Here is a 7132-nt window from a genome sequence, read left to right on the forward strand (position 1 = left end):
CCACTATTTTAAATTGCGTCAATAACAGTTTGCCTTATGATCTCAGCTGCTTTTGTAGCATATTCGCTTGGCAGACTTACTCGGGCTGTACTGGGACTTCCTCCTCCTTTTCCTTGGACTTGCTGCTCTAATGCTTTAACTATCTCTGTTGCTTTAATGTTTTTGATTACACCTTCCCCTACGCCTATTATAAACGTTGACCTCTTGCCATCCGTCGTCGAGATGGCCAGCGCTTTTCTTTTTACTTAATAAGCTCGGAACCATTTCCAAAGTTCTAGGGGAGCACTCCTTCTCAATTTAGTAAGCGCTTTACTTGAACAGATTCAAAAACTTCAAAAGTAACTTCTGCCGCACAACTATCCGAACATAAAATTGACCGCCAGTGGACTTTGACACACTACTAATCACATGTAACTCGAAAATAAACACTAAAAATATAAGGAAAGAGCAGACTACAGGGCGTCTATAGTCTCATAAGCGCACTACTCTTCTCTTTGAACAGAATTTAGGAAAATTAAACGTGATGATCGATGAGAAGATGAAAACCTATATTCTCATTGGCATTATGATGTGCATTCCATATTCGCCATCCTTAACCAGTACTGCTGCACTGCCGTCGCTAAATACTATTTCACAAACACCCTTTATGCTCCCCAACACCTCCATTAGGTATCTTGCATTTAACCCTATTACTACGTCATCTCCTTCATAGTCTACAGCCAACTCTTCGCTTGCATCTCCCTGATCCGACGACGCCGAACTTAAAACCAGCTTACCTTTGCTAAAGGAGAGCTTGATTGCTTTTACCTTGTCGAATACTACTACTGATACCCGGTCTACTGCACTCTGCAACACACTTGCATCGATTGATACGCTATTACCGCATTCCGTTGGTATAATGGCAGCGTAGTCCGGAAACGTACCGTCCAACACCTTGGACACCATGAAGTAGCCCTTATACCTAAAGCATATTTTCCTATTAGATATTCCTACAGAGACCAATTGTGCCGCATCACCTCCACCATGGCTAATGATCTTCAAAACCTCATTAACTGTCTTACGCGGGATTATAACCGCAATACCAGAATGCAATCCTTCAGGCTTACCTATCTTCGCCAGCGATAAACGATGACCATCTGTTGCCACACAACATAGCATTTCGTCATCCACATGGAAGTACACCCCCCTTAGATTATACCTACTTTCCTCAACAGACATGGAAAACTTGGTCTTATTCAAAAGCTCCGCAAGACTAGTTGCAGGTACATCAAACCCGCAATCAAGGGAACTACCCTCAATATCAGGAAACTTCTCTGGAGATATAACGTGAAGATAGAATCGCGCATTTCCACACGCCACAAGCAACTTTCCTTCATTCAGCTTAAACCTAACGTCTGCTCCACCAGAAAGCTTTCTAACTATGTCATACAGCAGCTGCGCAGAAGCTACCGCTACACCTTCCGTAGCAACATTAGACTGTACACACGCCTCTATTGACACATCTAAATCTGTAGAAGTAAACTCAACAACTGAACCCTTAGCTTCTATCCTAACACAGGACAGAACAGCAATACTGTTACGCCGCTCGATAACACTGCTAACATAATTCAGCGCTTGCAGCAGATCTTCTCGACTGATACTGAAATCAAGCCCTCTACTTATCTCACCGCTCATAAGCCCCTAAGACTACTTCCCAAAGTTGCGCATTCTAAACATAATCCAGAACAATGTCAATACGAAAAGCTCAACAGAAGGCTTAATACACCCACTGATATCACTGAACAGCCCTATGTCTGATGACTGAATATATCTACACCATCCCAGCCCAACAGATCCAATTCCGCACGCACAGGAACAAATTTAAAACACGATTCGGCCAATTCCTGCTTTTCCTCGCGCTCCAGCATCATGTCCAACTTCTTTTTGATCGCATGCAAGTAAATGACATCTGCCGCTGCATAACTCAGTTGCTCTGCAGTCAAAACCTCCCTACCCCAATCAGATGACTGCTGAGCCTTATTAATTTTGACCCCAAGGAGCTCATAGCATAAATCTTTAAGACCGTGATGGTTGGTATAAGTCCTAACTAACCTCGACGCTATCTTGGTGCAATAACAAGGCATTGCCCACATTCCAAAACCATGCCTAATCGCAGCAACATCAAACCTTGCAAAGTGAAAAATCTTCAGAACACCGGGATCCGATATCACTTTCCTGAGATTCGGAGCACTATAATCACCATCAAACTTTACAAGATGCGCATCGCCGTTACCCGCTGATAGCTGCACTAAACACACCCTATCTCGCCGGCAAACCAAACCCATGGTTTCCGTATCCACAGCAACCATACCGCCCAGATCCACGTCATGTGGCAAATCATTGCGATGCACGAATACAGCCATGCAAAACCCCGCTCCCTACCTACAGGGCTTAACTCTATCACACACCTTGAAAAAAACAATCCACAAAACTAAGCTTCTTCAGCATAATCCCGATTTTGCTCTGCAGACCACTCATACCCAGAAGCCTTGCTAGCACCATCCTCCTCAGTAGAACTGGCCACAGCGCACCTCTTCTCAGCGGCCCCAGAAGAATCATCCTCTCCATCATCGCAAGGATGCTCCTTAAGTACATAGCCCCTGCCCCATACCGTCTCGATGTAATTTTTCCCGTTATTAGCGACCTTCAGCTTCTTGCGCAACTTACACATGAACACATCTATGATCTTATCATCAGATGGCTCATCCAGCTCCCTATATAAATGCGACAAAAACATCTCCTTTGTGAGCACAGTTCCCAACCTAGACGACAAAAGCTCCATCATGCCATATTCTTTCTTAGTCAAGTGTATGATGTTCCCGTTGCATGAAACACACTTGTGATCCAAGTTTATTGATATATTTCCGACACGCACTATCGATTCAGGATGCCCACGAGTACGTCTTACAACAGCCTTGATTCTTGCAAGCAATTCACTCTTATGAAAAGGCTTGGTAATGTAATCATCAGCACCATAATAAAGTCCCTTAACCTTATGAGCTACCGACGAAATACATGACAATATTAGTACAGGTACTCTGATACCTGACTCCCGAAGCTTCACTAATATGTCATATCCATCAATCTTTCCAGGAAAGTGTATATCTAGTATAACAACGTCATAATCATCGTTCTTGGGAATTATACTACCATAGCAGTCCTGAGCGGAAGCCATAGTCTCACAAAAATGCCCTTCTGCAGACAAAGAAGCCTCAACTGCTTTAGCACAAGCAACATCATCTTCTATTAACAGTATGCGCATACCTACACCTCAAAAACCAAACAAAACCCTGGCACACAACGACTCACAAACGTTCCTTCCTCTACACCCTCGCTAGAAACTAACATGCATACCATCATTATTAGCAAGCATGATCTCACGAAATGTATAACATATTTCTCATATGTTGCACATACAACACAGTAAAACCCGTCATCCTCTACCTAAAGTCGCGTCTATTATAAGCACAACAACCAACTCAGCCAACCGACCACACAGGAACAATATAACACCTTTCACAAGCGTTAACACATTATTAATAACATCATAACGACAGAAAAACCCCTACCGTAGCGCTCTTGCATACCATATAACACGTCCCAAAATCTCAATATCTTCAACTGTACACTCATACGATGAGTACTTCTTATTGTCGCAAACTACATGCAACACTATTTTGCTACTGTCCCTAATATACTCTAATCTACGAATCAATATGCCGATTGAATCCTTAATTGCAAACACCCCAGCAGGATGTGCAACTTTATCTGATATATCTACTAACACAATATCCTGCCCAAACAGGGTCGGAGACATGCTGTCTCCCTTAACATCATAGAAGCGTAAATGTTCTGTATGAAACGGTAATTTCGTATTTGCTGGCACATAAAATTTTTCATATTTTATGCTACCCTCCACACCCTCATCTTCTAAGTAAGATATAGGACTAATGCCACCAGAAGCAACCTCACAAAGCCCATCATCACTGCCTACTAAATATGCCAAAGGAACCTGCAATACCTCAGCAATGGCCATAAGTTTCTTTGACGTGGGATTGCTAGACTTACCACTCAAAATATCATAGACGAACGACTTCCCAACAGAAGCTTTCTCAGCTAGCTCGCGAGCGTTTACGCCAATTTTATCCATCTGAGACCTGATTCTGCTGGCAACTATACTACTGCAACCACCTTGTTCTTCCATAAATTCGCCTTACAGTTAATATCAGTACAGCTTGTACAATTTTCAATACATAAACTCAAGCATTAATGTCCTAGTAGCTTGTCAACATTATGATCGCACAATAGTTGCTTAATAAATTTATGGTAAAGCATAACAAAAATTCCCTTGTTACTACAAACAACTAGTGAGGATAGTGTTAATTTCGGATGTATAATACGCAAAAGAAGGAATAGGCTCATACTACTGCCATTTTCAACCGTATATAATTGCAGATTGTATGTGCCTGATTAACAGACATCTTAACTCTTTTTAGAAATGTCACTAAACTGCTACTTAAAGAGGTGTGCTGTATACAAAAATGACATCTTTTATGAAAAGGGCTTGCTGCAGGAGTACGTGCCGTGCTCATAAGCCAATACACGGCACACTAAGATATACTGCTCAAGCACTCTCAATATCTTTATAAAATTAGAGTATCTTCCAAAATGCTAGGCAAGACAGTCACGATGTTCGTGCACGTGGTGATATGTCTTATATGATATGTCCTGCCGCTAGCTAACAAACAGCAACATGCTCTACCTAAAATCGATACGTACGACACCACTGTTTCACTTATACAGCGCTAATTTTTCCTTTTCTTAGCTGCTATAATAGCAGAACGTATTAGCTCCTTCGCAGAAGCAGCATCTTGCCAACACCCTACTGAAACAAATTTGTCTTTCTCCAATTTCTTATAAAAAGAAAAAAAGTGGGAAATAGAATCTAAAAACGTGCTTGGTAAATCAGAGTAATTAATAACATTCCCGTAATACTGGTCCACTTTTGTCGCCGGAACAGCCAATACCTTCGCATCTTCTCCTTTTTCATCATTCATCATCAAGACACCAACCGGACGAACGCACATTACTGTACTTGGCATCACAGGAAACCTTGCCAGAACTAATACATCCACAGGATCTCCATCACCAGCAATTGTGTTGGGAATAAAACCGTAGTTACACGGATAGTACATTGCAGTCGGCAAAAACCTGTCAACCCACAAGGCACCGTTCTTCTCATCAAACTCATACTTAACAGGGTGAGAATCCTGACTCACTTCAATAACAACATTTACCTCTTCAGGAGCATTACTCCCACTTCCTATATCATCTAAGTTCATACCTTTTCTCCTGCACATACTTTTAAAAAGTAACCCCGATTGCAGAGCACGGAAAGTAATACACACTCAACATCTTATTTTACTACCTATAAGAGCGAATGCACATTCCATGTTTACAAACGCAAAACATCACAAAACGTGATACTACAATCATACTACCCTCTCAAAAATAAATACAGTGTATAGCTGCTCAATCGCCGAACTTAAATACTTAAAAAGCTATCGATTGCAAAAAATCGCACTACAAGATCATCTTAAGCAAACCTCTCTTCTGCCTAATGCATTTCGTGCTTATAAACGGCAAAGAACCCTATATCCCTCTTATCAAAGCACATTCAGATGTTGCCCAACTTATATGCAGCTCAGCATTATACAGATCAAGAGCTTGCATCCAAAATCAAGCATTACTACTAAGCAGAGCTCAGTGCACTTACTTACCCTATATAAAGAAAATACGCTCAATACCTATAAACGGGAGAATACTGATCCCAGTATCGAGTTTGAAAATGGTGTGCTTTGATCTTGAGACGGAAGTGTTGGAATTATAGTATCAAGTATATTACAAAGCTCCATGTGATAGGCTAGAACTAGTAGTTGAACATGAAAAATTCGGTGCATAAATTAAAGCAAATTCTCACCAGATAATCACCTAGGCAGTTCGCTGATTCTGTATGTCTCCCTACTACATGCTGGGCACTCAGTATGAGAATGAACTTGTAGATTCAATATTATAGGCAGACTGCCAATATCATGAGGGAAACATTGCTGCGATAAAAGTGTTGCTCCCCAACGTCCTGATATTAACTGAAAAACATGATGAGGAGCATTGTGAATCTCCGCCTTCATCTTTGATATACCCTCGTAAAGAATCGTCACTTCTTCTTTGTGCTTGCTCTGTATGCTATAGACCTGCTGCAATACTAGTACTAGCCAAGAAAAGTAACAAAAGCTGTGATTTGCAATAGATAGTATGCCTCTTGCACTTCATATTCACTCTAAGCGTATAATAAAGTTTCCTGTTTTTACATCAACTGACGCAACGTCTATCACCCTTTATACCTCTAAGTGCATTACCTAGCTTCTTGGCCAAATTCCTAATCTTTTTCCTCCCTTCACTGAGACTCCTAAAGCTATCGTAACCCCAAAATCCTCCGTTACACTCAACTCAAAGCTAGTAAACTCAAAACCATCTCTGGGCATTTTATTCAACACAGATAAATCTATCCACACTGGATAATGATCTATAGAGATCTACAACATCATACATCTCATGGATTCTCGCAATTTCCTGATCTCCTCGTATGCCCTCTAGCTGCTCGAAAAGCTTCAATTTGCAGTAAAGGTAGCCTTACGCAAAGTTATTACAGTGTGAGATACTATGGCTGCATGTCAGGATAACAGAATAGGTGGTGCTGTAGGTGGTTTTAAGGTTTTCATGAGCAGCGCTATAGGAATGCTAGGCGTGGAATAATAGACATTCAGATGAACTTGGCTTCAGCAGCGGAAATAGTAATGTAAACAGCAAAGATATTGTGGACGATATAAGGAATCTTACTAAAGTTTTTGCGGAAATTCTCGGCACTACTTCATGATACGGCGAAGTCATCAAGACACCTTCTGTTACACTTAATTCTTTGATACAATGCCACCGCTGCTCAAGATAAGCATAGCACCTCAAATTTTTGCGCACTCCCAAGCTTAGCTATCACACCACCAATAATAACCCCGCTTCAACAACTTCTATTATAATC

7 protein-coding genes are annotated in these 7132 nt (G+C 41.3%); all 7 read right to left on the reverse strand.

Going from position 1 to position 7132, the window contains the following annotated elements; all coding sequences use genetic code 11:
- Positions 1–546 precede the first annotated feature (546 nt).
- A complete protein-coding gene (gene dnaN / locus KPX09_RS03755) occupies positions 547–1674 on the reverse strand; it encodes a DNA polymerase III subunit beta (protein ID WP_249549056.1) in 1128 nt (375 codons plus the stop codon).
- Positions 1675–1787: 113 nt separating this feature from the next.
- On the reverse strand, positions 1788–2402 hold the full coding sequence (locus tag KPX09_RS03760; RefSeq protein ID WP_249549057.1) for a ribonuclease D: 615 nt from the start codon (positions 2400–2402) through the stop codon (positions 1788–1790).
- Between the two features lie 68 nt (positions 2403–2470).
- Positions 2471–3301 carry a response regulator transcription factor gene (locus KPX09_RS03765; RefSeq protein WP_249549058.1) on the reverse strand — a complete coding sequence of 277 codons (831 nt, stop codon included), beginning with the start codon at positions 3299–3301 and terminating at the stop codon, positions 2471–2473.
- 303 nt (positions 3302–3604) lie between these two features.
- A complete protein-coding gene (locus KPX09_RS03770; RefSeq protein WP_249549059.1) occupies positions 3605–4243 on the reverse strand; it encodes a helix-turn-helix domain-containing protein in 639 nt (212 codons plus the stop codon).
- A 601-nt stretch (positions 4244–4844) separates the two neighbouring features.
- On the reverse strand, positions 4845–5381 hold the full coding sequence (gene ppa / locus KPX09_RS03775; protein WP_249549060.1) for an inorganic diphosphatase: 537 nt from the start codon (positions 5379–5381) through the stop codon (positions 4845–4847).
- Positions 5382–6455: 1074 nt separating this feature from the next.
- Positions 6456–6593 carry a hypothetical protein gene (locus KPX09_RS03780; RefSeq protein ID WP_249549061.1) on the reverse strand — a complete coding sequence of 46 codons (138 nt, stop codon included), beginning with the start codon at positions 6591–6593 and terminating at the stop codon, positions 6456–6458.
- Positions 6583–6711 (reverse strand): hypothetical protein, encoded by a 129-nt coding sequence (locus tag KPX09_RS05615; RefSeq protein ID WP_275973641.1) that lies wholly within the window; start codon positions 6709–6711, stop codon positions 6583–6585. Before KPX09_RS05615 ends, KPX09_RS03780 begins: the two co-directional genes overlap by 11 nt.
- Positions 6712–7132: the final 421 nt, after the last annotated feature.

Origin of the sequence: Anaplasma phagocytophilum (genome assembly GCF_023476575.1) — a bacterium.
GTDB classification, from domain to species: domain Bacteria; phylum Pseudomonadota; class Alphaproteobacteria; order Rickettsiales; family Anaplasmataceae; genus Anaplasma; species Anaplasma phagocytophilum_A.